At 32.6% G+C, this 26405-nt stretch carries 29 protein-coding genes; 13 read left to right on the forward strand and 16 right to left on the reverse strand.

Annotation, left to right across the window (positions count from 1 at the left end; all coding sequences use genetic code 11):
• Positions 1-100: 100 nt before the first annotated feature.
• The 3 genes from B6A10_RS00375 to rnr are packed head-to-tail and all read right to left on the reverse strand — an operon-like array spanning position 101 to position 3696.
• Complete coding sequence (locus B6A10_RS00375) at positions 101-778, reverse strand: LysE family translocator (protein ID WP_188219266.1); 678 nt, start codon at positions 776-778, stop codon at positions 101-103.
• Positions 779-817: 39 nt separating this feature from the next.
• The gene (locus B6A10_RS00380) at positions 818-1492 is read right to left on the reverse strand and encodes a head GIN domain-containing protein (protein WP_188219267.1); all 675 of its coding nucleotides are present in this window, start codon (positions 1490-1492) and stop codon (positions 818-820) included.
• A gap of 11 nt (positions 1493-1503) precedes the next feature.
• Complete coding sequence (gene rnr / locus B6A10_RS00385; protein ID WP_188219268.1) at positions 1504-3696, reverse strand: ribonuclease R; 2193 nt, start codon at positions 3694-3696, stop codon at positions 1504-1506.
• 117 nt (positions 3697-3813) lie between these two features.
• Here rnr and B6A10_RS00390 point away from each other — a divergent pair, with 117 nt between their 5' ends.
• Both B6A10_RS00390 and rpiB read left to right on the forward strand, forming a co-directional pair.
• Complete coding sequence (locus B6A10_RS00390; RefSeq protein WP_188219269.1) at positions 3814-4053, forward strand: DUF2007 domain-containing protein; 240 nt, start codon at positions 3814-3816, stop codon at positions 4051-4053.
• 669 nt (positions 4054-4722) lie between these two features.
• On the forward strand, positions 4723-5154 hold the full coding sequence (rpiB, locus tag B6A10_RS00395) for a ribose 5-phosphate isomerase B (RefSeq protein ID WP_188219270.1): 432 nt from the start codon (positions 4723-4725) through the stop codon (positions 5152-5154).
• 69 nt (positions 5155-5223) lie between these two features.
• Here the strand turns inward: rpiB and B6A10_RS00400 are convergent, their stop codons facing one another.
• Positions 5224-5487, reverse strand: coding sequence for a DUF1294 domain-containing protein (locus tag B6A10_RS00400; RefSeq protein WP_188219271.1), 264 nt, complete (start codon positions 5485-5487; stop codon positions 5224-5226).
• A 54-nt stretch (positions 5488-5541) separates the two neighbouring features.
• Here B6A10_RS00400 and B6A10_RS00405 point away from each other — a divergent pair, with 54 nt between their 5' ends.
• Complete coding sequence (locus B6A10_RS00405; RefSeq protein WP_188219272.1) at positions 5542-7665, forward strand: Tex family protein; 2124 nt, start codon at positions 5542-5544, stop codon at positions 7663-7665.
• Positions 7666-7739: 74 nt separating this feature from the next.
• Here the strand turns inward: B6A10_RS00405 and B6A10_RS00410 are convergent, their stop codons facing one another.
• Positions 7740-7916 carry a Sec-independent protein translocase subunit TatA/TatB gene (locus tag B6A10_RS00410; protein WP_055091739.1) on the reverse strand — a complete coding sequence of 59 codons (177 nt, stop codon included), beginning with the start codon at positions 7914-7916 and terminating at the stop codon, positions 7740-7742.
• Positions 7917-8127: 211 nt separating this feature from the next.
• Here B6A10_RS00410 and B6A10_RS00415 point away from each other — a divergent pair, with 211 nt between their 5' ends.
• The 5 genes from B6A10_RS00415 to B6A10_RS00435 are packed head-to-tail and all read left to right on the forward strand — an operon-like array spanning position 8128 to position 13648.
• Positions 8128-8628, forward strand: coding sequence for a hypothetical protein (locus B6A10_RS00415; protein WP_055091737.1), 501 nt, complete (start codon positions 8128-8130; stop codon positions 8626-8628).
• A gap of 42 nt (positions 8629-8670) precedes the next feature.
• Positions 8671-10173, forward strand: a complete 1503-nt coding sequence (locus B6A10_RS00420) for a GH3 auxin-responsive promoter family protein (RefSeq protein WP_188219273.1) — start codon at positions 8671-8673, stop codon at positions 10171-10173.
• Complete coding sequence (locus B6A10_RS00425; RefSeq protein WP_055091729.1) at positions 10160-11839, forward strand: DUF6909 family protein; 1680 nt, start codon at positions 10160-10162, stop codon at positions 11837-11839. Before B6A10_RS00420 ends, B6A10_RS00425 begins: the two co-directional genes overlap by 14 nt.
• Positions 11840-11896: 57 nt before the next feature.
• Positions 11897-12880, forward strand: coding sequence for a UDP-glucuronic acid decarboxylase family protein (locus B6A10_RS00430; RefSeq protein ID WP_188219274.1), 984 nt, complete (start codon positions 11897-11899; stop codon positions 12878-12880).
• Positions 12881-13648, forward strand: coding sequence for a glycosyltransferase family 2 protein (locus B6A10_RS00435; protein ID WP_188219275.1), 768 nt, complete (start codon positions 12881-12883; stop codon positions 13646-13648). It abuts the gene before it with no gap.
• A gap of 244 nt (positions 13649-13892) precedes the next feature.
• Here B6A10_RS00435 and B6A10_RS00440 read toward each other — a convergent pair whose 3' ends face one another.
• The 5 genes from B6A10_RS00440 to B6A10_RS00460 form a co-directional block, all read right to left on the reverse strand.
• Positions 13893-15842, reverse strand: a complete 1950-nt coding sequence (locus B6A10_RS00440; protein WP_188219276.1) for a hypothetical protein — start codon at positions 15840-15842, stop codon at positions 13893-13895.
• Positions 15843-16385, reverse strand: a complete 543-nt coding sequence (locus tag B6A10_RS00445) for a Panacea domain-containing protein (protein WP_188219277.1) — start codon at positions 16383-16385, stop codon at positions 15843-15845.
• 85 nt (positions 16386-16470) lie between these two features.
• Positions 16471-16758 (reverse strand): hypothetical protein, encoded by a 288-nt coding sequence (locus B6A10_RS00450; RefSeq protein WP_188219278.1) that lies wholly within the window; start codon positions 16756-16758, stop codon positions 16471-16473.
• An 11-nt stretch (positions 16759-16769) separates the two neighbouring features.
• Complete coding sequence (locus B6A10_RS00455; protein ID WP_188219279.1) at positions 16770-17003, reverse strand: hypothetical protein; 234 nt, start codon at positions 17001-17003, stop codon at positions 16770-16772.
• A gap of 235 nt (positions 17004-17238) precedes the next feature.
• Positions 17239-18549 (reverse strand): phenylacetate--CoA ligase family protein, encoded by a 1311-nt coding sequence (locus B6A10_RS00460; protein WP_188219280.1) that lies wholly within the window; start codon positions 18547-18549, stop codon positions 17239-17241.
• A 150-nt stretch (positions 18550-18699) separates the two neighbouring features.
• Between B6A10_RS00460 and purD the strand changes: the two genes are divergently transcribed.
• Complete coding sequence (gene purD / locus B6A10_RS00465) at positions 18700-19974, forward strand: phosphoribosylamine--glycine ligase (RefSeq protein ID WP_188219281.1); 1275 nt, start codon at positions 18700-18702, stop codon at positions 19972-19974.
• Positions 19975-20046: 72 nt separating this feature from the next.
• On the opposite strand, the gene B6A10_RS00470 is transcribed toward purD, so the two are convergent.
• Positions 20047-20277, reverse strand: a complete 231-nt coding sequence (locus B6A10_RS00470) for a DUF6341 family protein (protein WP_188219282.1) — start codon at positions 20275-20277, stop codon at positions 20047-20049.
• Between the two features lie 136 nt (positions 20278-20413).
• Between B6A10_RS00470 and B6A10_RS00475 the strand changes: the two genes are divergently transcribed.
• Positions 20414-21343, forward strand: a complete 930-nt coding sequence (locus B6A10_RS00475) for a DUF6427 family protein (RefSeq protein WP_188219283.1) — start codon at positions 20414-20416, stop codon at positions 21341-21343.
• Here B6A10_RS00475 and upp read toward each other — a convergent pair.
• Positions 21338-21991, reverse strand: a complete 654-nt coding sequence (gene upp, locus B6A10_RS00480; RefSeq protein WP_188219284.1) for a uracil phosphoribosyltransferase — start codon at positions 21989-21991, stop codon at positions 21338-21340. The two genes, B6A10_RS00475 and upp, sit on opposite strands and share 6 nt — an antisense overlap.
• Before the next feature lie 97 nt (positions 21992-22088).
• On the opposite strand from upp, the gene B6A10_RS00485 reads away from it, so the two are divergent.
• Positions 22089-22694 (forward strand): DUF4254 domain-containing protein, encoded by a 606-nt coding sequence (locus tag B6A10_RS00485; protein WP_188219285.1) that lies wholly within the window; start codon positions 22089-22091, stop codon positions 22692-22694.
• A gap of 120 nt (positions 22695-22814) precedes the next feature.
• Positions 22815-23828, forward strand: a complete 1014-nt coding sequence (locus B6A10_RS00490; protein WP_188219286.1) for a glycosyltransferase family 9 protein — start codon at positions 22815-22817, stop codon at positions 23826-23828.
• A gap of 4 nt (positions 23829-23832) precedes the next feature.
• Here the strand turns inward: B6A10_RS00490 and B6A10_RS00495 are convergent, their stop codons facing one another.
• The 4 genes from B6A10_RS00495 to B6A10_RS00510 all read right to left on the reverse strand — a co-directional run bounded on the left by B6A10_RS00495 (position 23833) and on the right by B6A10_RS00510 (position 25935).
• On the reverse strand, positions 23833-24141 hold the full coding sequence (locus B6A10_RS00495) for a hypothetical protein (protein WP_188219287.1): 309 nt from the start codon (positions 24139-24141) through the stop codon (positions 23833-23835).
• Positions 24142-24170: 29 nt separating this feature from the next.
• Positions 24171-24437 carry a type II toxin-antitoxin system RelE/ParE family toxin gene (locus B6A10_RS16330; protein ID WP_317171989.1) on the reverse strand — a complete coding sequence of 89 codons (267 nt, stop codon included), beginning with the start codon at positions 24435-24437 and terminating at the stop codon, positions 24171-24173.
• 50 nt (positions 24438-24487) lie between these two features.
• The gene (locus B6A10_RS00505; protein WP_188219288.1) at positions 24488-24709 is read right to left on the reverse strand and encodes a hypothetical protein; all 222 of its coding nucleotides are present in this window, start codon (positions 24707-24709) and stop codon (positions 24488-24490) included.
• Between the two features lie 176 nt (positions 24710-24885).
• Positions 24886-25935, reverse strand: a complete 1050-nt coding sequence (locus B6A10_RS00510; protein WP_188219289.1) for a ferredoxin--NADP reductase — start codon at positions 25933-25935, stop codon at positions 24886-24888.
• A 130-nt stretch (positions 25936-26065) separates the two neighbouring features.
• On the opposite strand from B6A10_RS00510, the gene B6A10_RS00515 reads away from it, so the two are divergent.
• Positions 26066-26401: a PadR family transcriptional regulator gene (locus B6A10_RS00515; RefSeq protein ID WP_026712854.1), complete on the forward strand. Its 336-nt coding sequence runs from the start codon at positions 26066-26068 to the stop codon at positions 26399-26401.
• Positions 26402-26405: the final 4 nt, after the last annotated feature.

Consider the following 26405-nt stretch of genomic DNA (forward strand, 5'->3'; position numbering starts at 1 on the left):
AGCAATCTCATTTATTTTCTCTCGTTATAAGATTGCTTCGCTACGCTCGCAATGACACATCTGAGTAAAAAAAAACCGCTCATAACGAACGGTTTATATTTTACTTTTCCATTTTCTCAAAAGCCTGTTTTACCATTTCTTTTTCTTTTGGAAACCAGCCCTGGGTTATTAAAACTATTCCAAAAACCATTAAAACCACACTGATTCCTTTTTTAATTCTAAGAATATTTCCGGGAGTCATTTTAGATTGTAATTGTTTGGCTAAAAGAATTTTAACACAATCTACTAATAAATAAGTAATGATAACAGTACTAAAAAAAGTCATCATTCTGGAAGTTTGCATGTCTAGTTTAGGACCTACAGAAATAATAACAGCTAACCAAAAACCTAAAACTCCAATGTTGATAACATTTAAAAAAAGACCTTTTATAAACAATCCAAAGTAATCCTTTCTGATAATTTCATTATCAATTTTCTTAGTATTAATCTTCTTTTCTTTGTGTAAACTGATGTAGGAAATAATTCCGTAAGCCAGCATTACAATACCTCCAAATATAAAAAGTGCCGGCTTGTCTTTCAAACTTTGAATTAGTCTGAAACTCCCTAAATACGCAATTGCAATAAAAATAATGTCGCCTGAAACTACTCCTAAATCAAACGCCAAAGCAGCTCTAAATCCTTTTATAATACTGGTTTCAAGCAGAATAAAAAAAACGGGACCAATCATAAAACTCAGGAAAACTCCCCAAGGAATACCCGATAAAATATCGTTAATCATCAATTTTAGAATTTTTTACCGAATAAAAATACATTTTTTTTATTCTTTTTCTTCTATTTTTCCTCCTAAAATCGTTTGTTGATTAATTTGTTTCGGTTTTCCATAGATAGAAATTGTACCTCCGGCTTTTACTTTAGCATCTACTAAAGTGCTGGCATTCACCTCGGCATTACCTCCTGCCGAAACAGTTACAGTTGTTTGTGAAGTATGTAAATTTTTAGATTTCAAAACTCCTCCGGACATAATTACTACATCCTGATTAGCAGCAGCTCCACTTAATTCTATAACACCTCCGGTAACTGCTTTTACATTTACTTTTTGAGCATCCACTTTCAGATTAATAGTAGCGCCTTCTTTGGCATTCAAATTAAAAATAGTTTGTTTAAAAATAGCTTCACTACTTACTGAAGAACCTTCGCTCGCCATTACATCATCCACATTTTTATAATATAATTTTATCGAAATAGCATCTCCGGATAATAATTTTGGGAAAGGCATTCTTAATTTTAGTTCTCCGTTGTTGTTAACCACTTCAACTTCTTTTTCTCTTTCTCCGCTTATAAATACTTTATTTTCATTGGAAGCAATCAATTTTACACTCAATTTATCATATACTTTTACACTACTAAAATCACCTAAAACTTTGGTAACCTGTGCAAAAGTGGTTTGCGAAATAACGGCAATAGCTACTAATAATACATTTTTTAATTTCATATTCATCATCCTTAATTTTCTGTTTCTTCTGATCTTCTTAAATAATTAAAATCCAATTGTTTTTTAACCAAATCGGCATTTTTTACCTTAACGTAAATTTCGTCTCCTAATTGTAATAATCTGTTGGAAGTCGCTCCTACCAAGGCATATTGTTTTTCATCAAAGGTGTAATAATCTTCTTTTATATCTCTGATTCTAACCATTCCTTCGCATTTATTTTCAATAATTTCCACATAAATTCCCCATTCAGTCACACCAGAAATCACACCCAAAAACTCCTGATCCTGATGATCTTGCATGTATTTTACCTGCATGTATTTGATAGAATCTCTTTCGGCATTGGTAGCCAAACCTTCCATAGTAGAGCAATGCAAACACTTTTCTTCAAACAATTCTTCATCAGCCGATTTTCCACCATCTAGATAATATTGTAACAAACGATGTACCATAACGTCTGGATAACGACGAATAGGCGAAGTAAAATGCGAATAATAATCGAATGCTAAACCGTAATGACCAATATTTTCCGTTGAATATTTAGCCTTACTCATACTTCGAATAGCCAAGGTATCAATCAAATTTTGTTCTTTTTTACCCGCTACATCTTCCATCAACTTGTTCAATGATTTCGAAATATCACCCGGATTACGGAAATCAATTTTATAACCAAACTTAGCAATCACATTTTGCATTGCAATCAGCTTGTCTTCATTAGGTTCGTCGTGAATACGATACACAAAAGTTTTCTTTTGTTTTCCAATAAATTCAGCTACTCTCCTATTGGCTAATAACATAAATTCTTCAATTAAATGATTGGCATCTTTAGATATTTTAAAATATACACCTTCTGGTTCTCCATCGGCATCCAAGTTAAATTTCACTTCTACTTTATCAAAAGAAATAGCACCTTCGTTCATTCTCTTTCTACGTAAAATTTTAGCTAATTCATCCAATTTTAGCGTTGCTGAGACAATATCTGCAGGAACTTGATATTCGCTACCCGTTAATGAAATTTCAGCCGGAATTACATCGTTTTTGGTCTCAATGATATATTGGGCTTCTTCGTAGGCAAATCGTTGATCCGAATAAATTACTGTTCGTCCAAACCATTGATTGATAACCTGACTTTTTTCATTGATTTCAAAAACTGCCGAAAAAGTATATTTTTCTTCCTGAGGTCTTAACGAACAGGCAAAATTTGACAAAACTTCAGGCAACATAGGCACTACTCTATCCACTAAATAAACCGAAGTTGCTCTTTGATACGCTTCATCATCCAGAATCGTTCCTTCTTCTAAATAATGCGAAACATCAGCAATATGAATTCCGATTTCGTAATGACCATTTTCTAATTTTTTAAACGAAAGTGCATCATCAAAATCTTTTGCATCTTTTGGATCGATGGTAAAAGTCAAAGTATCTCGCATATCGCGACGCTTGGCAATTTCTTCATCACTAATTGAAGTATCAATTTTTTGAGCATAAGTTTCCACTTCAATTGGAAATTCAGCTGGTAAACCATATTCGGCCAAAATGGCGTGAATCTCCGTATCGTGTTCGCCTGGTCTTCCTAAAACTTTGACTACTTTACCAAAAGGACTATCTGCTCTTTTGGGCCAATCTTCGATATGAACCAAAACCACATCTCCGTTTTGAGCATCTTCTATTTTATCTTTTGGAATAAAAATATCCGTGTACATTTTCGGATTGGCAGTCGAAACAAAAGCAAAGTTTTTTTGGATGTCAATAACTCCAACAAAATCAGTTTTAGCTCTTTCAATAATTTCAACTACTTCACCTTCAGGACGTTTTCCTTTCCTTCTGTTATAAATATAAACCTTAACTCTGTCTTTATCTAAAGCACGATTCAAATTATTCGTTGGAATAAAAATATCTTCTTCAAAATCCTCACAAATAAAATAAGCCGTTTTACGACTGGTCATATCTATAGTTCCTTCGTAATAATCCTGACTAATCGCTTTGATTAAATATTTTCCCGGTTCGGTTTCAGTGATTTTTTTGGCAGCAGCCAATAATTTTAAATCTTTTATAATCTGATTTCTGCTTTGGGTATCATCTTTGTCCAAAATAGCCGCTATCTGCTTATAATTAAAAGCTTTATTAGCACTTTTAGACAATATTTTTATAATTTTATCAGAGAAATTTTTCTCTTTCTTGGCAGGCTTTCTTAATCTTTTTCCCATACGTCTTTTCTTAAAAGTCGAAAATTACGAAATAGTTAGCCAGTTCTAAAGAAAAGAGTCAGTTTTAAATAAAATATAACCTAATACAATAGTTCCAACTTTGTAAAACAATTTAATATGGAAGCTTTTATCACTATCGCTACTTTTGATTACATCCATGAAATAGAAATCCTGAAACACCGTTTAGATCAGGAAGGATTACAATACTATTTTGAAAACGAAATCATGTCTTCCATTGCTCCCATGTATTCAACAGCTCTTGGCGGAATCAAATTGAAAATTCATCCTAACGATTTTGAAACCGTTAAAAGCATTCTTCAGGAATTGAAATACAATAACAATCTAAAAATTGTTTAAGCTTTCAAAGTTGTCAACACATACTATTATAATAAAAAAGAAATTTTAAAATTTTAAAAAATATTTATTGTTATTATTGTTTGTTAATAGTTGGAATAATTTTTTTAGAAATTGTTTTTAAATGAAGTTTTTCCTTGTTATCAAGAGTTATTAACATAGTTATTTTAGGTTAAATATTTAATTTTAAAGTCTTTTTGAAATATAATTAACAACCGTTGATAAACTAAAATCATTTTAAAATGTAAATAAGTTCATTATTAATAATTGTTGATAACCTCAATTTCGAATATGAATAACTATTCTAAAAATTCCCGAAACTTTACTTGGAAAATTAAGTTCAGTTTTTGATTATAAATTTTTTCTTTTCAAGCAAAAAAAACTTCTAATTTTCTTTCTATACTTATTAACATTTTATGTTAAATTAAAGTTATTTGAAAATCAGCTAATTATGAATTGCTATTAACAACGTAAAATTTTAACAAATTAATTATAGGATACTAATTGATTTACAGCATTTTATCAATTATTAAAAATGTTGATAAACCACTTATACCATTCATTTTAAGATAATTATATATCAAATTAAAAAACAATAGTTTTTCCTTTTTTAAAAAAGAATGAAATACAATTAGTTTTGGTAAATTTGCAGCAAAATTAAATAGATATACAATGAAAATTTCAATTGGAAACGATCACGCAGGTCCTGAATATAAAAAAGCTATCGTTAAATGGTTAGAAGCTAAAGGATATGAAGTAACTAATTATGGAACCGATACAGAAGCATCTGTGGATTATCCTGATTTTGGTCATCCGGTTGCAACAGATGTTGAAGAAGGGAAAGCCGATTTTGGAATTGTAATTTGCGGAAGCGGAAATGGAATTGCCATGACTGTTAATAAACATGCAGGAGTAAGAGCAGGATTGTGTTGGACTAAAGAAATTGCTTATTTAACACGTTTACACAATGATGCTAATGTATTGAGTATTCCGGCGCGTTATACTTCTATTCAACAGGCAGTTGAAATTGTTGAGACTTTCTTAGAAACTGCTTTTGAAGGTGGAAGACATCAAAACAGAGTAAATAAAATTGCTTGTCAATAAGTCAAAAAAAAATTAGTGGTGCTACGCACTAAAATATAGCACAAAGCTCGGTTATTCACCGGGCTTTTTTTATTGGTTGTAGAAGTAATATGTGATTAACATTTGGAGTACTACAATTCCAAAAAATTGTAATAAATAAGAAGTTTTAGTTGTTTTATGTCTGAAAATCAACATAGCCAATCCACTTCCAACAGTTCCGCCAAAGAAAACAATTCCTAATAATCTTCGCTCCGGAATTCTTCTTTTTCCCTTTATAGCCTGTCTTTTGTCATAAGCAATTTGGAAAAATCCAAAAATGTTAACAATCCAAAAATAGTAGAATAAAATAGTCATGAAGCTTTAATTAAGCTTCAAAGATATTATTTTAGCTTTCTGAAAAAAATTACAATGACCAATATACAATTCATCGCCAAAACTGTTCCAACAGCAGCCATAAACATTCAGAATACGGTTCAACTATTAGAAGAAGATTGCACCATTCCGTTTATTTCCCGTTATCGAAAAGACAAAACAGGTAATTTGGATGAAACTCAGATTGAGCAAATAGCCAAATTAAATAAGGAATACGAAACTATCGTAAAACGAAAAGAAGCCATTCTTAAATCCATAGAAGAACAAAAAGCTTTAACGCCCGATTTAGAGAAAAAAATCGTTCAAAGTTTTGATTTGCAGGAATTGGAAGATTTTTATTTGCCTTTCAAAAAGAAGAAAAAAACAAAGGCAGATGTAGCTCGTGAAAACGGATTGGAACCTTTGGCAAATATTATCATGGCGCAAAACAATGATGATGTTGATTTTTTGGCCACTAAATATTTGAATGAAAATGTAATCAATGAAGACGCTGCTTTACAGGGTGCAAGAGATATTATAGCCGAATGGATTAACGAAAACATCTTTGTTCGCAAACAATTAAGACGATTGTACCAACGAAAAGCGACAATCACTACCAAAGTGGTGAAATCTAAAAAAGAGGAGGAGGGAGCTCAAAAATTTAATCAGTATTTTGATTGGTCGGAACCCATTTCAAAAGCGCCTTCACACCGTTTATTGGCCATGTTGCGTGCCGAAAATGAAGGTTTTATCAAGTTTAAGATCGAAGCTGATTTGGACGAGGTTTATGATATTATTGACGAATTAGTTTTGAAAGCACAAAGTCCAGCCACGCCTCATGTGCAATTAGCCATTGAAGATAGTTACAAACGTTTGTTGCAACCCGCTATTGCAAATGAAACTTTGCAGGAAGCCAAAGCTAAGGCAGATGCGAATTCGATTCAGGTTTTTGCTTCCAATTTAAGTCAGTTGTTGCTGGCGCCACCTTTGGGAGAAAAACGAATTTTGGCTATAGATCCCGGTTTTAGAAGTGGTTGTAAAGTTGTCTGTCTGGACGAAAAAGGCGATCTGTTATACAATGAAACCATTTATCCGCATGCGCCACAAAATGAAACAGCAATGGCGATGAAAAAGATCCGTTCGATGGTGAATGCTTATAATATCGAAGCGATTTCTATTGGCAACGGAACTGCTTCCCGCGAAACCGAATTTTTTATTAAAAAAATAGCTTTTGATAAACCAATTCAGGTTTTTGTAGTTTCGGAAGCCGGTGCTTCGGTGTATTCGGCATCTAAAATTGCCCGCGAAGAATTTCCTAATTATGATGTAACGGTACGTGGTTCAGTATCAATCGGACGTCGTTTGAGCGATCCTTTGGCCGAATTGGTAAAAATTGATCCTAAAGCTATTGGCGTAGGCCAATACCAGCATGATGTGGATCAAAGCAAGTTAAAAGAAGAATTGGATAATACGGTGATTCGTTGCGTGAATTCGGTGGGAATTAACATTAATACGGCGAGTAAACATTTGCTAAGTTATGTAAGTGGAATAGGGGAGAAATTGGCCGAAAATATTGTGCAATACCGTTCTGAAAACGGTGCATTTCAAGATAGAAAACAATTGAAAAAAGTACCTCGTTTGGGTGAAAAAGCCTTTCAACAAGGTGCCGCTTTTATTCGGATTAAAGAAGGAAAAAATCCTTTGGACAACTCGGCGGTACATCCGGAAGCTTATGAAATTGTCGAAAAAATGGCAAAGGATTTAAAAATTTCGGTTAATGATTTAATTGGTAATAAAGAAAAAACAGCGCTGATTAAAGCTGAAAATTATACCAATGAAACCATTGGGATTTTGGGGATTAAGGACATTATTAAGGAATTGGAAAAACCGGGATTAGATCCTCGAAAAGCGGCCAAAATCTTTGAATTTGATCCGAATGTAAAAACGATTAAAGACCTCAAAACCGGAATGGTTTTACCGGGAATTGTTAATAATATTACCAATTTTGGTTGTTTTGTAGATTTAGGAATTAAGGAAAGCGGTTTGGTGCATATTTCTCAATTGAAAGCCGGATTTGTGAGTGATGTCAACGAAGTAGTGAAATTACACCAACAAGTTCAAGTAAAAGTAACAGAAGTGGATGAGGACAGAAAACGCATTCAGTTGACGATGATTTTGTAAACAAGCATAAAAAAAAAACCTGATTCAAATTAATACAATTTGAATCAGGTTTTTGAATAAAAAAATAGCATTTTTTATTTCGTTTCTTCTTCTTTTTTATCAGCCGGTTGTTGATCGTCTTTTGCGGCGTTTTTGAATTCTTTAATTCCACTACCAAGACCTTTCATTAATTCCGGAATTTTTTTACCTCCAAAAAGTAATAAAACAACTGCTATTATAACAAGGATTTCCGGTAAACCTAATCTTCCCATGATTGTAAAATTTATGCCGAAGCAAATTTGTAATTAAAACTAGCTACAAAGATATATAGAATATATTAACGGGGATTCATTTTTACGCAATTATTTAATTTTTATTAAGTTAAAAATTGTCTAATTTTTTTAGGGAGTTTATATTGATAAGCAAATGCTGTCAAAGCACAAGGATTGACATTAATTAGTATATTTGTGAAAAAGCAAAAGCATGTCGGAAAAAAGGATAAAAAGAAAAAAACTGCACAAAAAACTCTTCACCAAAAACCGTTTGGTTATTTTGAATGAGGATACTTTTGAAGAAACTTTTTCTTTAAGATTAACTTTGATGAATGTCTTTGTAGTTGCGTCATTAGGGGCAATTTTCCTGATTGCAGTCACTACTTTTATCATTGCTTTTACACCCTTACGCGAATTTATCCCCGGTTATTCTTCTACCCAATTAAAAAAAGATGCCACCGAATTAGCTTTAAAATCCGATTCCTTAACCGCTATTTTAAAGAAAAATCAGGCGTATATTTCTTCGATTCAAAAAGTATTGACGGGAGAATTAGACTATGCTAAATTTAATAAAGATTCTATCTTGGCTGCTCCGACTGATACGGTTCCAAAAAAAGATTTATCCGCCTCTGAAGCCGAATTAGAATTAAGAGCGGAAGTAGAAAAAGAAGATAAAAAAGCACAACAAACTCCTGTAAAAAAGAAGAAATAGTATTTATTCTATTTTTCTTCAAATTAAATCAGTAAGTACAAAATGTCAATAAAAGCAATAGCGGCAAAATTATTTGCTCAACATATTCACAAAAAAACGCAGACTTGGGCCAAAAATCCAGTTGCAACTCAACTAGCGGTTTTTGAAAATTTAATACAGGAAGCGCAACAAACACAGTTTGGGAAAGACCATGATTTTGTCCATATAAAAACTACTGAAGATTTTACTAAAAAAGTTCCCATTCGTGATTATGAAGATTTAAAACCTTATGTGGAAAAAGTAGTCAAAGGGGAAGAAAATGTTTTGTGGAAAGGTAAACCCCTATATTTTGCTAAAACTTCGGGAACGACCTCGGGAGCAAAATACATTCCGTTAACCAAGGAATCAATGCCGTATCATATTGAAGCGGCTCGAAATGCCATCTTGAGTTATATCCATGAAACGGGCAAAGCTGATTTTGTAGATGGCAAAATGATTTTTCTGCAGGGAAGCCCAATTTTGGAACAAAAAAATGGAATCCAGTTTGGCCGACTTTCCGGAATTGTAGCGCATTTTGTACCGAAATATTTGCAAAAAAACCGCATGCCTTCTTGGGAAACCAATTGTATGGATGATTGGGAAGCCAAGATAGATGCCATTGTGGAGGAAACTTTTGCCGAAAATATGACGGTGATTTCGGGAATTCCATCCTGGGTGCAAATGTATTTTGAGCGTTTGCAGCAAAAAGGTCAAAAGCCAGTTGGTGAGATTTTCAAGAATTTCAGTTTGTTCATTTATGGCGGTGTGAATTACGAACCTTATCGCGCGAAGTTTGAAAATCTGATTGGAAGAAAAGTAGATAGTATCGAATTGTTTCCGGCTTCGGAAGGATTTTTTGCTTATCAGGATTCTCAAAAAGAAAAGGGAATGCTGTTATTGTTGAATTCGGGAATATTCTATGAATTTATCAAATCAGAGGAATTTTATAATGAAAACCCGCGTTCTTATACCATTGGTGAGGTAGAATTGGGCGTGAATTATGTGATGATTATTTCTACCAATGCCGGACTTTGGCGTTATAACATTGGTGATACGGTTCAGTTTACATCTTTAGCACCATATCGGGTGATTGTTTCAGGAAGAATCAAACATTATATTTCGGCATTTGGTGAACATGTGATTGGTAAAGAGGTGGAATGTGCTTTGCAGGAAGCCATGGAAGGAACTACTATTCGGGTGAATGAATTTACGGTGGCGCCTCAAATCAATCCGCTTGAAGGATTGCCTTATCACGAATGGTTTATCGAGTTTGAACAAGAACCGGAGGACATGAATGCTTTTGCGGAAGCGATAGACAATGCCATGCGCAAACAAAATATTTATTATGATGATTTGATTGTGGGTAATATTTTGCAAAAAGTAGTCATTACCAAAGTGCCTAAAAATGGATTTCAGGAATACATGAAATCGATTGGAAAACTAGGCGGACAAAATAAAATTCCGAGATTATCTAACGATCGAAAAATTGCTGATTTTTTAACTAAAAACAACAATGAAAGAAACTAAGAATACATCCAGAACCCGTGCTCAGGAATCCTCAGCGGCAATTGAAAAAATGTACATTACCATGCGCCATTTGTTCAATAGAGGTTTTTATAAACCGATGGGAGTTTCTGGTGATACTTTGCGGGAAGCATTGATGACTTTACGCCCCGAAATTTATGGAAATATAGCAGATGAAAAAGTCGAACTCAACGGACTTTTGTATGTTATTGAGCGACTGCCGTTAGGAATTGAAGAATGCCGTTATATCAATTTAACTTCGGATGAAGGTTATTCTAAATCGCATTTTCAAGCGATAGTTCCTCCAAAAAGGAGACGCAATTGTTATCGAATTGATGCCGAACAAATGAATATCGAAATTACCCGTGGGCGTTCGGATATTTATGATATTCTGACACATCTGACTTTTATTTTTATCGAATCGCATAAAATAAAAAACAGAGTTTTAATCGATGATGCCGGCGAAGTGTCCCGCGATTGGTTAAAACTGGAAGAAGCGGTTTTAAAAACCGATGCTTTGACTTTGGTCGAAAAGGAAATTGCCATTTCACATGCGGCAAATATTTTGGGTCGTAGTTTTGAAGATGTATTGGAAATCTATGATGATTTTGGTTCCGAAGAAAATCCGGATCGGTTTTTATGCATTATTTTTTGGTTAGGAAAATTAGCCATGGAAGAAGTGGTTACTAATAACAAAAGAACGATTACCTTTAGTCCTATTCTCAGAGAACGTTTAGGACATCATATTCACGGCGAAATCTGGGCAACGCATATCAAGGAGGTTTTAAAAACCAATCATCTTTTAGAGCGTCCTATTCATATTATTAGTGCCAATATGCACTCGGTGATGAATTCTATTTTTGCTAAAAATGCTTTGAAATCGACTTTAAAAGGCAAATCGGATTTTGAAATTTTTGAAGAATTGAGTAAGTCTAACGCCAATGGAAATCGAATTTTGGTGGAAGAAGTTGCTTTACAACAAGGAATGATTTCCCTGCCGGAAAATTCAGGAGCTAATATTGACGTACAAATTTTTGATACGGCCAAAATTGACTGGGCAACGACTTCTTTTCCGAAAGCTAATTTTGGCGAACAAAAACCAGTACTGATTGTGATGGATTATGCTTTTGGTGAACAGGCTTATGAAACGGTGGATGAGTTGTTAAAACCCTATAAAAAGAACATTTTTCTTAATGTTCAGTCGGTTTCAATTATGGGAAAAGCAGGAATTCTCGAAGGCGGAAAAGGTGATATTATGATTCCGAATGCGCATATCAATGAAGGAACGGCGGATAATTATTATTTCGAAAACGAATTAACCGCCGAAATGTTTACAGGAAATGGCATTGCCGTTTACGAAGGAGCGATGGTTACCGTTTTGGGAACTTCGTTGCAAAACAGAGATTTACTCAAATTTTTCCACGAGTCAACCTGGGGTGTGATTGGTCTGGAAATGGAAGGTTCGCATTATCAAAAAGCGATACAATCGGCTTCGAAAATTAGAAAAAGCATTCCAAAAGATGTCAAAGTGCGTTATGCCTATTACGCTTCGGATAATCCTTTGGAAACCGGAAGTACTCTGGCTTCGGGCGGATTAGGAACTACCGGAGTAAAGCCAACTTACCTGATTACAATTAAAATATTAGAACAAATTTTCAATATAAAATAAGAGGATAATAAAGCAATTGGAATGCTTTTTATACCTTGCGAGGGTTAAAATATAAAGATGAAAAGAATACTAATTACTGGTGCTGCGGGATTTTTAGGATCTCATTTGTGCGATCGTTTTATAAAAGAAGGCTATCATGTTGTTGGGATGGATAATCTCATTACAGGCGATTTAAAAAACATCGAACATTTATTCAAATTGGAAAATTTTGAGTTTTACCACCACGATGTGACCAAATTTGTGCATGTTCCGGGTGAATTAGATTATATTCTGCATTTTGCTTCTCCGGCAAGCCCGATTGATTATTTAAAAATTCCAATTCAAACCTTGAAAGTAGGTTCGTTGGGAACACATAATTTGTTAGGTTTGGCCAGAGTTAAAAAAGCCCGAATTTTGATAGCTTCAACTTCTGAGGTGTACGGAGATCCATTGGTGCATCCGCAAACGGAAGATTATTATGGAAATGTAAATACCATTGGTCCGAGAGGAGTTTATGACGAAGCGAAACGTTTCCAGGAATCCATTACGATGGCTTATCATACTTTTCATGGGGTTGAAACCAGAATTGTTAGAATTTTTAATACTTACGGACCAAGAATGCGTCTCAATGACGGTCGTGTTATTCCTGCTTTTATTGGTCAGGCGATTCGTGGCGAAGATTTGACTATTTTTGGAGATGGTATGCAAACCCGTTCGTTTTGTTATGTAGATGATCAGGTGGAGGGAATTTTCCGTTTACTACATTCAGATTATGTATTTCCAGTAAACATTGGGAATCCCGACGAAATTACCATCAAAGATTTTGCTGAGGAAATCATTAAATTGACAGGAACCAACCAAAAGGTTGTCTATCATCCGTTGCCGATAAATGATCCCTTACAGCGCCAGCCGGACATTTCAAAAGCCAAAGAGTTATTAGGTTGGGAACCTAAAGTAGGTCGTGCAGAAGGAATGAAAATTACTTACGAATATTTCAAATCCTTATCTCCGGAAGAACTTTCTAAAGAAGAACACAAGGATTTTACCGATTATATTAAATAAATGGAAAAACCTTTAGTATCCGTTATTATTCCAACATTCAATGCTGAAAAATACATTTCGGATACTATTCAATCTGTTCAAAATCAAACGTATCAAAACTGGGAAATTATTCTGGTTGATGATGCCTCAACAGATGGAACTCCCGATACAATAAAGGTTTTTCTAACCGATGATAGAATTCAGTTTCATCCGTTGGAAAAGAATTCCGGTACAGGTATAGCCCGAAATACTGCTTTGGCGAAAGCCAAAGGAAAATACATTGCTTTTTTGGATGCTGATGATTTGTGGAAGCCCGAAAAATTGGAAAAGCAGATTGAATTTTTGCAAACCCATAATTTACCCTTTACTTTTTCTTTTTACGAATGTATTGACGAACAGGGAAATTCTATACATAAAAGGGTAGAAGCGCCACGAAATTTGACCTATCGTCAATTGTTTTTTTGCAATTATGTGGGCAACTTAACCGGAATTTACGATGTGGATTTTTTTGGAAAAATATGTATTTCCAGCATTCGGAAACGCCAGGATTGGATGCATTGGCTCACTATTTTAAAGCAAATCAAAACGGCAAAACCAGTTCCCGAAAGTTTGGCTTATTATCGGCTGAGAGATAATTCACTTTCTACTTCAAAAACCAAATTAATTCAATATAATTTTGCTGTTTACAGGCAGTTTCATGGTTACAATTGGTTGGTTTCTGTGTTTTGTATGATTGGTTTTTTGTTTACACAATTGCTTATAAAACCTAAGTATAGCAAGAAAATTTAATCTTTTTTGTAACCAATTTTGGTTCTTGGTTTGTAAAGTTTTTTCGTAATTCGAAACACTCTATAACATCAAGATGATATTTTAAATAAAATATAGGGTTATTTTTTACTAGTTCCACCTGAACTTTTAAAAAACAACATAATCAACTAAACTACAGTAAATTACGAGATAAACGATTATTTTGGTAGAAAACTGGTATAAATCCACAAGAATAGACAATTTATATTTATTCTAAACAAAACTATTACTTTTTACCACTTCGTTTATTAGAAACTTTTATTTCTTCTAACTCCTTTTGAAGCTCTTTATATTTTATAACTTGAATCTTCGAAAATGAATCAATTTGTTTTTTTATCTCTTTCTGTACAGTTTGCTTGCTTTTTTCTTGTTCAAATACATCATTCTGTTTTTTAAAATAAAACACTACAGCAGTTATCAAAGCAACACCTGCGTAAACCATCAAAATGACTTTTTTGAACTTATAAATTTTTTCAAATCCTTTTGTAGAAATAAAGACTAGAAGTAAAAAAGAAACAAGAGATGTTGAAAAAATCAATAAAAACACAATGGCTTTATAAAACGAATCAATAAAAGAAAATCCCGAAACACTACCCACAATGAATGAGATTATGGCCGTATATATAGAAATTGTTTCAATAGACTTCTTTTCACTTTCAGCTACACTTAACTTAAGTGATTTAATTTGGTTAAACTCCTTGTCTAGTGAATTATAAACTTCTGTATGATTAAAATCGTTATTGAAATCAATTTTTATTTTTTGAATGTCATTGTAAGCTTGTTCAACAGAAAGAGGCAGTAAAAAAGAAGAAGCATAATAAACCGACTCCAAAGAATCAGAATTATATTTAACTAAACTTTCTTCATAAGGCAACTGGTACAATAAATTATGGTGATTTTGCGACCAACCAATTTTTTTCTCACAATCTGAAATTAACTCTCTAATTTCTCTTAAATATCTTTTAACTGGTATTTCCGTATCAAATGCCTCTCTGTTTTCAATAAGCAACCTTAATTTTTTTACACAATATTTTAAATATTTATATTCTAAAAAAAAGTTATCACTACCTGTTTTGTTTTGCAAATTTCTAATTTTCCCAAGTAAATTCACTACAACGATCTCATCCACAGAGTCTTTCTCAACAAGTAAAGAAAATTGATTATTTAATGCGTAATTTAAATTTTTAAAATACAAACTCTTATTTGACGAATATTCATTCTCCCTTGCCTCAATTTCACTTACTACGCTGGATAAATTTTCGTAATCCTTTTTAATATCTTTATGGTATTTTATCAAAAAATGCAATTGATAAAAATTTAAATCATTAAGATTTTTTAATTTTAACTCATTGTACTTCTTTATATAATAATCTTTACCACTGTATTCGTAGTGAAAATTTAAATAATTTTTCCATTCATTTAAGGTACTATTCTCTATCGCTAAAACCGGAGTATCCAACACAGAAAACAATTCATTATCTATAAAATAAGTTTTGACAGAGAACTGGCCATCAATATTTTGATATGTAGTATTTTGCCGTATAACCCACTTATATTTTAAAAAAGATATTTTAATTTGAAGTGCGCTACTATGCTTAAATGGATATTTGCTTTTATTAATCAAATTTTCTAGTTCAATCAAGTCTTTAAAAAACTCAATACCTTCATCGAAAAAATGATCAAAACGATTAAGTTGCAAAGTCCTAAAAAAGTTCAAAAAACCGCCAATAACTTCGTCTGGAAATTTCAAATCATCAATAAGAGCATTACTATTTGGTGAAGAAGCAAATAGCACATCATAATTTGGAGATGACTTATGAATAGTTAGTACCGTATTGAAATTACTATATCCTGACAATAAAACATTTATTCCGCTAATAAAATCCTGTGTAGAATTTAAAAGTCCAGAATCTTCGATCATTTCATTTACCAAATTACCGTAAACTGATGACGCTTCTTTTAACACTGAATTTAATGTATCCTCAAAATTCAGATTTTTTTCATACTCCCCAATCAATATTGATTCAACTAACAGATCCGTAATATCTATTAATTTAGAATGAAAGAATTTGCGTAGTTGATCTTGATCTATCTTAGATTTATCAATAAAAGAAATATACCAATCAGGCTTATCTAAAAAAGTATCATTTAATAAAGTTGATATTTTAAAAACCATTTATAATTGGTAAAATTTATCCTCACTTTTAATTTCATTAACCTGAATAGCACTCATAAAAGCATTGTTTTTTAGTGCTATTTGATAATTTTTTTTCCAAGAAAACCACCTATGACTTAATTCTACTAACTCAAATGAGGAAAGATTTATCAATTTGTAATTAGCAACTTTTAAAGTTTCAATCGCATTATCGATCTGTTTTTTAATTTCATCCGATAATTCTAAAATACTACCTAAATTTACAATTACTGTTTTAGAGTTGTCAATTTTTATATTTTTTATTTTGCCTTGTTTCATAGCACTATAAATATCGCTCTCAACATGACCGTATGGCATTGCAACAAAATTATTAAACGGGCTATCAAGCAAAGTACCCATTGAATCTTTTACAGTACCAACTGACGACACAAAGAAAAGTAGTTTTAGCGCTTTCAAAGTACTAATATCGTTATCAATGGACGAATCAACACTTTCGTTAAACCATTCTATAAGTCTTATTGTCAGGTATTCAAAAGCTTTTATTTTTGAAATTTCTGTCGCCATTGATTTTAATTTTAGTGCAAAAGTATTAAATATAAGTAAATATAATGTTTATTTTCATTAATATATATAAAATATAGTTAAATAGCTACATTAAAAAACATTTTTTATCATCATAACCAAGACCGTTTATTTTGTATTCTTTAGGTAATTTATCCCAATATTCATTCGCCTTTACTGGATCATTTCTAAATTCAAATAAAACTGCTAAATCATAGTAAGCGTTTTGCTGTGAAACAAGTTTTTTATAAAGTTCCAGTGTAATACTTTCTTTTATATTAATTCCAAATTTTAAGCATAGTGAAAGTGAATCAAAACGAATATCGATTAATTCTCTTTCGGTTGGGTTATAATCAAATATTGTTTCTAGTCTCATAAACTGTTTTTTTACTTTATTTCTAAATCTTCTCTCAAAATAATATCCTCCCAATCGATAGTTGGATTATTTGCAAACAACTCTTTCCATCGATCCCTTTTTAAGTGTATTTTTTTGTTTTGGCTTTCAGCTTCTTTAAATATTTCCAAAGGCTTAAAATCTTTCGCACTATATAAAAGCCGATACAATAAATTATAATACACGGCATCCATTGTTTTATATTTTTCAATTTCTTTAAAACTCATTTTTTTAATTTAAATAATTCCAAATTGACATTTTTCCTAGTTTAAAAGTAGGGTTTCTCTACTTATTTTCTACCAAACAACAACCAATCATCCACAAAGCCCTGTTTTCATTCATATTATTAAAACTAATTCAAGTCCTATTGAAACTTGACATCACAATTTGTGATCTCCAATTTTGAAATTATTCTTTAGAAAGTTCAAACATAAAATATTGAGGAAATCTAGAAATATTACGTCATAACAACGAAGTAAACTGTTTCAGTTTTCCTCTAGAGGTTCTTTTTAAGCTGTTTTTTCGAATGAAATTAAAATGAAGATTAGGTTCCAAATACAATGCAATAGCTTGTTCAATCTTTTGAATTTGTGCCAAATCTAATTCGGTTTCGCTGACGTATTCGATTTCAAATTGATCTATTTCAAGTTGCTTAATGACAAATTCTTTGACGTTTCCGTCGTCTTCAATAATGGATTTGGTTACATAATAAAAAGTCAATCCAGGTGATTTTCTGCCACTTGGCAACAATGCAAAATCGTTGGTTCTACCAATTAATTTTTTTAGAATTGGTTTGTCCAAAGTGCTTTTTTCATCCAGAATTCCAATATCGCCAATATCGTAGCGAATAAATGGATGCGCTTTGTTGAACAGAGATGTAATTACAATTTTACCTTCAGTTCCATTTGGAACAGGATTATTATTTTCATCCAAAATTTCCACAAACAAAGTTTCAGAATTGATTTGCCAATCGCCTTGAGTATTCTGGAAGGCAATTAAATCCAGTTCCGAGGCACCGTATTCGTTGATAATTGGGATTCCGAATTGGGTTTCCAAAAGGTTTTTATCATCTTCAAAAAGCATTTCTGAAGTGACCATACAGACTTTCAAAGTAGGACAAATATCTTTTAGAATAAGCTTTCGTTTTCGTAAAAATTTAGCAAACAAAACAAAGGAACTGGTATAACCGTTGAGGTATTCAAATTTTTTAGTTTGAAATTTTTTAAGTATTTTTTCCAAAACAGCATCCGATAAATCAAAAACTGGAAATCGATACCGATGCGCCAAAAAATCTTTGATTCTTTCTTTATAATAGCCAAAAAAATCCAGTGGAATTCCGTAAAAGCGAGCCTGAAACGAACGATTAAAATCGATTCCAAACCAACCAAAACGATATATATTAGACGCCCAGGTTAAGGCGTGTGTGTATTTGTCTTTGGCAAAAATAAAAGGTTCGCCACTGGAACCAGAAGTTTTATTGATGTAACAGTTTTTTGTTGAAAAACCTTTGGAAAGTCTGGATTCTAAAGGAATTTGAAGATTAGTTTTGTTTAAAATGGGCAATTCTTCCCAGTTTTTATAGTTTTTTGAACCAACTAATTTATGATAAAAAGGATTGTTTTCTAAGTGGAATTCAACAATATTTTGTTTCTGATTTTCAATAAATTGCTTTTTTTCTTCGGCAGAAAAAGCAATTATTTGTTCCAAATCGGATTTTGCTTTCTTTATGGGAAAGGCATTTAGTTGCAGCGAAAGGTCGAAAATAGAAAACATGAAAGTGGTTATTTCTTCAAAAATAATATTATAAGAACAACTAAACGTGGAGAATCGACAACTTTTTACTAAATAATTATTTTTTACGTTCAAAAGCAATTATTTTTGCAGCACTCTAAAAATGAGTTTTTTCAATTAAAATTTTAAGACATGAATATATTACTATTAGGTTCAGGAGGAAGAGAGCATGCATTTGCTTGGAAAATGGTTCAAAGTCCGCTTTGTGACACTCTTTTTATGGCGCCTGGAAATGCCGGAACAGCCGAAATTGCTACTAATGTTGCGATTGCTGTAACCGATTTTGATGCAATCAAAGCTTTGGTTATCAAAGAAAATATCGAAATGGTTGTGGTAGGTCCTGAAGATCCTTTAGTAAAAGGTATTTATGACTTTTTCTTAAACGATGAAAGTTTGAAAAATATTCCTGTGATTGGTCCATCAAAAATTGGAGCAACCTTAGAAGGAAGTAAAGAATTTGCCAAAGAATTTTTGGTAAAACACAATATCCCAACAGCAGCTTACGATAGTTTTACTGCTGAAACTGTTGAAAAAGGATGTGATTTCTTAGCAACTTTACAACCTCCTTACGTTTTAAAAGCGGATGGTTTAGCAGCAGGAAAAGGAGTATTGATTATTCAGGATTTAGAAGAAGCTAAAGCTGAATTAAGAAATATGTTAGTTGGTCAAAAATTCGGTGCTGCGAGTTCAAAAGTGGTTATCGAAGAATTTTTAGACGGAATTGAATTAAGTTGTTTCGTTTTAACTGACGGGAAAAGCTATAAAATTTTACCAACAGCCAAAGATTACAAACGTATTGGTGAAGGTGATACAGGTTTAAATACAGGTGGAATGGGAGCTGTTTCTCCGGTTCCTTATGTAGATGCGGTTTTGATGGAAAAAATTGAAACACGTATTGTAAAACCAACTATTGCAGGTTTGCAAAAAGATGGAATTCCGTACAAAGGATTTGTTTTTATTGGATTAATCAATGTGAAAAACGAACCTTTGGTTATTGAATACAATGTGAGAATGGGTGATCCGGAAACAGAGGTTGTTATTCCAAGATTACAATCGGATTTAGTAGAATTGTTTCAGGCTGTAGCCAATGAAAAATTAGACGAATTTGAATTGAAAATTGATCCAAGAAGTGCTACAACAGTTATGATGGTTTCAGGGGGATATCCTGAAGATTTTGAAAAAGGAAAAGTAATTTCGGGATTGGAAAATGTTCAAAATTCAATTGTTTTCCACGCTGGAACAAAATTAGACAATGGAAATGTAGTGACTAACGGAGGTCGTGTAATGGCGATTACTTCTTATGGCGATTCTTTCCAGGAAGCTTTGGCGCAATCGTATAAAAACGTTGCAGAGATTAGCTGGGAAAATGTGTATTTCAGAAAAGATATTGGTTTCGATTTAGTTTAATCGAAACCAATTAAGCATAAAAAAACCGTCCTGATTATTATTCAGGACGGTTTTTTTTATTTTTTTCTATTCTTATTTCAAGAAAGAATGTGCAGTAGTATCTTGATTTTCAGTTCCTGCATCGTCAAAAATACGTAATTGTTTAATCCAGTAAACAATTGCAGCCGAGCAAATAATCATAAAAATCCAGTTTAGAGTATTTGCTCCAAACCAAGAAATTAATTCTAATGAACGTAACCAGTCTAGTGGTTTGAAAAGAAAATCAACAAAAAGTGATTGTATTCCTTCGAAAAATGCTTTCATGATATAGATTTAAAATTTTATTAATTGTTATGGGGTAAATCATAAAAATTATCATGCGAATAATAATTTTGTCTTAACTCGTTTCCTTATTTGAACAAGTAGTATATTTACAGTCACAAAAGTATAAAATATCCTTATGATTACAAGTGTTTTTAAAAAATCTACACCATTAAATTTTTCTTTAGTAGTATTTTTGATATTGTTTTTTGATTTTATTTATCAAATTCAGGATTTAGCTTGGTCTCATTCGGTAGTTTCAATTTTTAAAAACATAGGAATTGGCTTGGTAATTTTGTTTTCGGCATTAATAAACAGTTTTATTTCAAGACGTAATGAACTCAGCAAAGACAGTGCTTACAGCATTTTGTTTTATTTAATTTTCCTGCTTTTTTTCCCGGGTCTTTTTCAAAATATCAACTTAGTTCTGGCTAATTTTTTTATTCTGTTAGCCTTTAGAAGATTGGTTTCTTTGCAATCGCAAAAAGCTTCCAAAGAAAAAATATTTGATGCTTCCTTATGGATTTTTGTGGCTTCGTTGTTCCATTTTTGGTGTATTTTGTATTTGGTTTTGGTGTTTATTTCTATTATTTCGCATGTTATTGGCGATTATAGAAACTGGCTTTTGCCTTTCATTGCCTTTTTTGCGGTAGCCATACTTTTTGCAATGTATTCCTTGCTGTTCAATGCTGATGCAATAGATTACATCAGCCGCGGAATAGAAATGAGTTTCAGCATTGATTATTTTACTAATAATTATCAAAATGCGGCGCTTTCTATTTATGCAACGATTGCTTTGTTTTTTCTTATTTCTATGCTAATGACTTTGTCATCCAGACCACTGCAATTGCATGCTTCGTTCAAGAAAATAATTTTTGCTTTTTTAATTGCGATAGTGATTTATGTGATTTCGGCTAACAAAAGCAATGATTTATTAATTTTTACTATCGCGCCATTGGCTATGATGACTACGGCTCATATCGAAATGCCTCAGTTAAAACTGAATCAGGAATTGGCTTTAGGCGTTTTGATTTTGTGCAGTTTATTTGCTTTTTTCTCCCAATTATAATTTGATTCCGTAAGCCAAATCACCGGCATCACCAATTCCCGGAACAATATAACTGTGTTCGTTGAGTTTATTATCTAAAGCAGCAATCCATAAATGGCAATTTTCAGGTAAATGTTTTTGCAAATAAGCTATGCCTTCGGGAGCGGCAATGGTTATGGCAATATGAATGGATTTTGGCGTTCCTCGTTCCATCAATCGCTTATAAACAGCTACAATAGATTGTCCGGTAGCCAGCATCGGATCAACCAATAGTAAACATTTATCAGTAATATCGGCAATGGCCTGATATTCGACTTTAATTTCAAAATTAGCATTGTTATTCGGATGGTATCGGTATGCCGAAATAAATCCGTTTTCCGCTTTGTCAAAATAATTTAAAAAACCTAAATGCGTAGTTAATCCCGCTCTTAAAATCGAACAAAGGACAATAGAATCAGAAATTTGAGTGGTTTTTTTGATTCCAAGCGGCGTTTGAATTTCGACATTTTTATATTCTAATTCTTTGCTGAGTTCATAAGCCATGATTTCGCCAATGCGTTCCATATTTCGTCTGAATCGCATGGCATCATTATGAATATTCACATCTCTTATTTCTGCTAAAAAATGATTGAGAATACTGTTTTTTTCTGATAAAAAGTGAATTTGCATAACCTGTGAAATTTGATTAGAAAGACTTAGAGAAAGTTGGAATCTAATTTTTTTATAAAAGTATAAAAAGTATCTTTGTCTAAATAAAAAGATAAAGATGTTTTCCAAATTAGCCTATTCCGTTTTTGAACAAAGTATCAAAGATTATCATCAGTTTGATAATGTTGATCAGCCGATAAACAATCCGTATGCAAAGGATCAGTTTGAACATTTATTATATCTGAAAAACTGGATTGACACGGTGCAATGGCATTTTGAGGATATTATTCGTGACCCGCAAATTGACCCGGTAGCTGCTTTAACTTTGAAAAGAAGAATTGATGCTTCTAATCAGGAGCGTACCGATATGGTGGAATATATTGATAGTTATTTTTTGCAAAAATACAGTAAGGTTGTTGTAAAAGAGAATGCAAAAATCAACTCAGAAAGTCCGGCTTGGGCGTTTGACCGTTTGTCTATTTTGGCATTAAAAATCTATCACATGCAGGAAGAAGCTACCCGTGCCGATGCTTCTCAGGAACACAGAGATAAATGTCAGGAAAAATTAAACGTACTTTTAGAACAAAGAACTGACTTATCGACAGCCATTGACGATTTATTGAAAGACATCGAAAATGGAGATAAATTCATGAAAGTGTACAAACAGATGAAAATGTACAACGATGATGAATTGAATCCGGTTTTGTATCAGAATAAAAAATAAGAAACCATATTTTCAACCATTAAGGGATTAAGAAAATTAAGTAAAACTTAATGAGCCTTAATTTCTTAATGGTTTTTATACATTAAGTAATTGTCTAAAAAAATTCAACATATCGCCGTCATGAGACTCTCCGCAATGGGAGATGTTGCCATGACGGTGCCTGTTTTACGGGCTTTTGTAAAACAGTATCCCAATGTTAAAATAACGGTTATTTCGCGACCGTTTTTCAAGCCTTTTTTTGAAACGATACCTAATGTTTCCTTTTTTGCTTTTGATGAAAAAGAACGTCATAAAGGCTTTCCGGGTCTGATTCGATTGTTTGCCGATTTGAAACCATTAAAAATCGATGCTTTTGCCGATTTGCATAATGTACTTCGTTCTAAGGTTGTGCGAACACTTTTTGCCCTGAGCGGAAAAAAAGTGGCTGCAGTTGATAAAGGAAGAGCCGAAAAAAAGGCTCTAACCCGAACCGAAAATAAGATTTTCAAACAATTACCAACTATGTTTGAAAGACATGTAAGTGTCTTTGAACAGTTAGGTTTTGCTGTTGATTTATCTAATCCACAATTTCCTGAAAAAGCGATTTTAAGTGCTGAAATTCGGGCTATTATTGGCGAAAACCATCAAAAATTAATCGGAATTGCTCCTTTTGCGCAGTATGAATCTAAGGTTTATCCTTTGGATTTAATGCAGGAAGTGATTGCTCAATTGGCTCAAAATCATTCTAATAAAATTCTTCTTTTTGGAGGAGGGAAGAAAGAAATTGAAATCTTAGATGCTATTTCGAAACCTTATGCTAACGTCATCAATATGGCTGGAAAAATCAAGTTTCAACAAGAATTACAACTTATTAGTAATCTTGATGTGATGCTTTCTATGGATTCCGGAAACGCTCATATTGCAGCTATGCTTGGCGTAAAAGTGGTGACACTCTGGGGAGCGACGCATCCTTTTGCCGGTTTTTCGCCGTTTAATCAGCCATTGGAAAACGCCTTGGTTGCTGATAGAAATTTGTTTCCAAAATTACCTACTTCAGTTTATGGAAATAAGAAGGTGGAAGGTTATGAAGATGCGATGCGAAGTATTCTACCGGAAAAGGTAGTATTTAGTATTCAGAGACAGTTGGCAGATTAAATTTTTATAAATATATTTTTTCATCCCTACATCTTCTATAAATATATTTTTTTAGATTTGAAATTGTTTCTTGAAAATCGGGTGCGGGATAGCCATATCGTTCATGCTCCATTTGTTCGTTTTCAATTGCGTTGCAGCCTTTAATTACTTCTTTGAGCATATCAAGCATGGCGAGTTCTTTATTGTCTGTTTTTTGAAATTTGAACTCTACTATTTCATTCTGCAATTCTTCGCAATAATCTATCAAAAGTTGCACTTCTGGTTCGTCCAAAAGTGAAGGATTGTTTTTAAAAATTTCTCTGATGGATTTCATGGTATAATAAAAGATACAAGTTGTAGTTGTTATTTTGTTCGTTTCATTTTTACTGGATTTTGTCTGGTATCAAAAACATCAGCAATCATTATCAATTTTTGTTTGGTATCTATTGAATAAATGATTTTATAATTGCCACAAACTAAATATCGGTATTCTTTTTCTCTGTCTAATAATAGTTCTTCGACTTGAGTAATTTCAGGATGTGAAAGTATTTTGTTGGGTTCTAAAATGATTTTTTCAATTATCTGTTTAGCAACTCTATTTCCTGCTTTTTCAAGATAATATTCAAAAATTTAATCTAATTATGTTTCTGCAAAATCAGACCAAATTATTTTAAAAACCATTATTTGTATTTGGATAATTGTTCATCACTCGTTTTGAATTTTCCATTTTTAAAATCATCTTCTGATTGGTCAATCCTAGAGTTTAACTCAATTACAGACATTGATTTTGTGCGCATTTGAGTTTCTTTTTTCAATAAATTTTCAAACTGAGTAATTAACTCTTCGCTTTGAAGTTTTAGAAATTCTTGTACAAATTCAATTTTTCTAGTTTGTAAATCCATGATAATTATTGTTTTAAACAAAAATGCAAAATATTTCCCGTGTGATATTGATTTTGGAATGAGTATTAAAAATATTCAGAAAAAATAAACCATTAAGAGATTAAGTTTCATTAAGGCATAACCTCAATTTTCTTAATTTCTTAATGGTTTAAAAATATTTTAAAGATGTTGTTTACCTATACATCATCAAAATCCACATAAATAGTGTCTGATGTTGGGTGTGCCTGACAGCTTAGAATTAAACCTTCGGCAATTTCTTTTTCGGTCAGGATGGAATTTTTTCTCATTTCGGCGCTTCCTTCAGTGACACGGCAAAGACAGCTGCTGCAAATTCCGCCCTGACAGGAATAAGGAGCGTCAATTCCCTGTTTTAAAGCTGCTTCCAGAATCGTTTCTTTTTGCGACATTTCAAAAGAAGTTTCTTCATCATCTACCATTACGGTAATTTTCGAATGACCGCTTAATTCCTGAATTTCGTTTTCAAAAGCAGATGCTGTAAACAATTCAAACTTAATAGCCGAATCTTTTACGTTTTTCTCTTTCAAAACATTCGAAACCATGTCAATCATTTGCTCTGGTCCGCATAAAAAGAATTTTTCAAATTCTATTTCTTTGTGTTTGTTGTTTAACACAAAATTCACCACCGATTTGTCAATACGACCAAACAAAGCATCTTCAACTTGTACCTGACTGTAAACGTATTGCACCATGAATCGGTTTACGTATTGTAAATGCAAGTCGTGTAATTCCTGATGAAAAATAGTTTCTTCCGGTGATTTATTTCCGTAAACCAATACAAAAGAACTTTTTGGCTCACTTTTTAAAACCGATTTAATGATGGACAAAACCGGTGTGATTCCGCTACCGGAAGCAAAAGCGATATAATTTTTTTGACGGTGTGCATCCGGTTCAAGCGTAAATTTTCCTTCCGGTTTGCCTACTTCGATAACATCTCCGGCTTTAAGTTGCGTGTTAGCAAATTGAGAAAACAATCCGTCTTTAACTGCTTTAACCGCAATGCGTAATTCGCCACTTTCAGGAGAGGAACAAATAGAATAGGCACGACGAATCTCATTACCATTAAGGGTTAATTTAAGATTCACATATTGTCCTGCAATGAATTTATAATTTTCTTTTAATTCGTCAGGCACATTAAAAAGGATGGAAACCGCATTAGCTGTTTCTCTTTTTACCTCTTTTATAAGGAGTTTCAAAAAATTGGGCATGTGTTTTTAATTTTTAGCAAAGATAACAAACGGAATAAGTTCTAAAAATCAAAAAGATTGAAATTTACATACCTAAATTTGTTATGTATAAGAAACTTATGTATGTTTGTGATTCAAGATGAAAGCGATTATGAAAAATTCACAGTTATATAAAGGAAGTTTGAATACTATTATCATGAAACTATTAGAAGAAAATGGTAAAATGTACGGTTATGAAATTACCCAAAAAGTAAAAGCAATTACACAAGGGGAATTGAATATTACCGAAGGGGCACTTTATCCTGCTTTACATAAACTGGAAGCCGATGGTTTTCTTGATGTAGAAATTGAAAAAGTAGATAATAGAATGCGAAAGTATTATAAACTCACTGAATCTGGAGAAAAAGAAACCGTAAATCGACTCTCGGAATTAGAAGATTTTATAAGAAACATGCAGAGTTTAGTGAATCCAAAATTAGAATTTTAATTTT

Origin of the sequence: Flavobacterium pokkalii (assembly GCF_014596575.1) — a bacterium.
GTDB lineage: Bacteria > Bacteroidota > Bacteroidia > Flavobacteriales > Flavobacteriaceae > Flavobacterium > Flavobacterium pokkalii.

Excerpts from the sequence above, each read along its gene's own strand:
- B6A10_RS00375 (WP_188219266.1), bottom strand. The coding sequence starts at position 778 with ATGATTAACGATATTTTATCGGGTATTCCTTGGGGAGTTTTCCTGAGT.
- B6A10_RS00380 (WP_188219267.1), bottom strand. The coding sequence starts at position 1,492 with ATGAAATTAAAAAATGTATTATTAGTAGCTATTGCCGTTATTTCGCAA.
- rnr (WP_188219268.1), bottom strand. The coding sequence starts at position 3,696 with ATGGGAAAAAGATTAAGAAAGCCTGCCAAGAAAGAGAAAAATTTCTCT.
- B6A10_RS00390 (WP_188219269.1), top strand. The coding sequence starts at position 3,814 with ATGGAAGCTTTTATCACTATCGCTACTTTTGATTACATCCATGAAATA.
- rpiB (WP_188219270.1), top strand. The coding sequence starts at position 4,723 with ATGAAAATTTCAATTGGAAACGATCACGCAGGTCCTGAATATAAAAAA.
- B6A10_RS00400 (WP_188219271.1), bottom strand. The coding sequence starts at position 5,487 with ATGACTATTTTATTCTACTATTTTTGGATTGTTAACATTTTTGGATTT.
- B6A10_RS00405 (WP_188219272.1), top strand. The coding sequence starts at position 5,542 with ATGACCAATATACAATTCATCGCCAAAACTGTTCCAACAGCAGCCATA.
- B6A10_RS00410 (WP_055091739.1), bottom strand. The coding sequence starts at position 7,916 with ATGGGAAGATTAGGTTTACCGGAAATCCTTGTTATAATAGCAGTTGTT.
- B6A10_RS00415 (WP_055091737.1), top strand. The coding sequence starts at position 8,128 with ATGTCGGAAAAAAGGATAAAAAGAAAAAAACTGCACAAAAAACTCTTC.
- B6A10_RS00420 (WP_188219273.1), top strand. The coding sequence starts at position 8,671 with ATGTCAATAAAAGCAATAGCGGCAAAATTATTTGCTCAACATATTCAC.
- B6A10_RS00425 (WP_055091729.1), top strand. The coding sequence starts at position 10,160 with ATGAAAGAAACTAAGAATACATCCAGAACCCGTGCTCAGGAATCCTCA.
- B6A10_RS00430 (WP_188219274.1), top strand. The coding sequence starts at position 11,897 with ATGAAAAGAATACTAATTACTGGTGCTGCGGGATTTTTAGGATCTCAT.
- B6A10_RS00435 (WP_188219275.1), top strand. The coding sequence starts at position 12,881 with ATGGAAAAACCTTTAGTATCCGTTATTATTCCAACATTCAATGCTGAA.
- B6A10_RS00440 (WP_188219276.1), bottom strand. The coding sequence starts at position 15,842 with ATGGTTTTTAAAATATCAACTTTATTAAATGATACTTTTTTAGATAAG.
- B6A10_RS00445 (WP_188219277.1), bottom strand. The coding sequence starts at position 16,385 with ATGGCGACAGAAATTTCAAAAATAAAAGCTTTTGAATACCTGACAATA.
- B6A10_RS00450 (WP_188219278.1), bottom strand. The coding sequence starts at position 16,758 with ATGAGACTAGAAACAATATTTGATTATAACCCAACCGAAAGAGAATTA.
- B6A10_RS00455 (WP_188219279.1), bottom strand. The coding sequence starts at position 17,003 with ATGAGTTTTAAAGAAATTGAAAAATATAAAACAATGGATGCCGTGTAT.
- B6A10_RS00460 (WP_188219280.1), bottom strand. The coding sequence starts at position 18,549 with ATGTTTTCTATTTTCGACCTTTCGCTGCAACTAAATGCCTTTCCCATA.
- purD (WP_188219281.1), top strand. The coding sequence starts at position 18,700 with ATGAATATATTACTATTAGGTTCAGGAGGAAGAGAGCATGCATTTGCT.
- B6A10_RS00470 (WP_188219282.1), bottom strand. The coding sequence starts at position 20,277 with ATGAAAGCATTTTTCGAAGGAATACAATCACTTTTTGTTGATTTTCTT.
- B6A10_RS00475 (WP_188219283.1), top strand. The coding sequence starts at position 20,414 with ATGATTACAAGTGTTTTTAAAAAATCTACACCATTAAATTTTTCTTTA.
- upp (WP_188219284.1), bottom strand. The coding sequence starts at position 21,991 with ATGCAAATTCACTTTTTATCAGAAAAAAACAGTATTCTCAATCATTTT.
- B6A10_RS00485 (WP_188219285.1), top strand. The coding sequence starts at position 22,089 with ATGTTTTCCAAATTAGCCTATTCCGTTTTTGAACAAAGTATCAAAGAT.
- B6A10_RS00490 (WP_188219286.1), top strand. The coding sequence starts at position 22,815 with ATGAGACTCTCCGCAATGGGAGATGTTGCCATGACGGTGCCTGTTTTA.
- B6A10_RS00495 (WP_188219287.1), bottom strand. The coding sequence starts at position 24,141 with ATGAAATCCATCAGAGAAATTTTTAAAAACAATCCTTCACTTTTGGAC.
- B6A10_RS00505 (WP_188219288.1), bottom strand. The coding sequence starts at position 24,709 with ATGGATTTACAAACTAGAAAAATTGAATTTGTACAAGAATTTCTAAAA.
- B6A10_RS00510 (WP_188219289.1), bottom strand. The coding sequence starts at position 25,935 with ATGCCCAATTTTTTGAAACTCCTTATAAAAGAGGTAAAAAGAGAAACA.
- B6A10_RS00515 (WP_026712854.1), top strand. The coding sequence starts at position 26,066 with ATGAAAAATTCACAGTTATATAAAGGAAGTTTGAATACTATTATCATG.